This is a genomic window from Pseudoalteromonas sp. 1181_04 (assembly GCF_052850545.1).
This window is the reverse complement of the sequence record NZ_VXCS01000080.1, coordinates 1-897: the sequence shown is the minus strand read 5'-3', so window position 1 is coordinate 897 and position 897 is coordinate 1. Positions and strand designations below refer to the sequence as shown.

Sequence of the window (897 nt, the reverse complement as noted above, 5' to 3'; positions counted from 1 at the left end):
TTATATACAGTTTAACAGGAGTTGCTATGTATGACCCGGGCAAGAAAAAAGCTTATTGATTTAGCGTCCACATCTTATTATCACTTAATCTCACGATGCGTGAGACGTGCATTCTTGTGTGGTGATGATAAATACACAGGTAAAAACTTTGATCACCGTAGAGTGTGGTTAGTAGAGCGAATTAAGTTACTAAGTAGCGTTTTCGCTATAGAGATAGCTGCCTACGCGATAATGAGCAATCACTACCACCTTGTTGTGAACGTCAATAGACGTCAAGCACTTGATTGGTCTGATGATGAAGTAATTGAACGCTGGTATCAACTTTATAACGGCCATGTTTTAGTTGATCGTTACTTAAATGGTGAGCAGCTAGATAAGGCGAGTGTGCTCTTTTTTGATGAGATCATCGCTAAATGGCGCGCAAGGCTTTATGACATCAGCTGGTATATGAAAAACCTTAATGAGTACATTGCCCGCGAGGCCAATAAGGAAGATAACTGCACGGGCAAGTACTGGGAAGGGCGCTATAAGTCACAGGCATTATTAGATCAAACCGCAGTACTCAGTTGCATGGCCTACGTTGATTTGAATCCTATCAGAGCAAACATAGCCAATACGCTTGAAGACAGTGATTTTACCTCAATTCAAGAGCGTATAGCGCATTTCAAAGCCTTTACCACAGACACGGTCAAAGCAAATAAACCTCTCAAACAAAAAGATACTGTTCAACATGAAAGTCAACCAGCACAGCTAAAGCAATTTGTTGGTAATCATATTAAAGGCACGATCCCCTTTGCCTTACTGGATTACATTGAATTAGTCGACTGGAGTGGCCGCCAGATAGATCCAAAGAAAAAAGGGCATATCAATAAAAGCATACCAAAAGTGCTCCTGACG

General features: G+C 41.1%; 1 protein-coding gene. It reads left to right on the top strand.

The window, feature by feature from the left end:
- Positions 1–30: 30 nt before the first annotated feature.
- The coding region (locus FW757_RS23110; protein WP_446441781.1) for a transposase at positions 31–897 on the top strand (867 nt) is incomplete at its 3' end.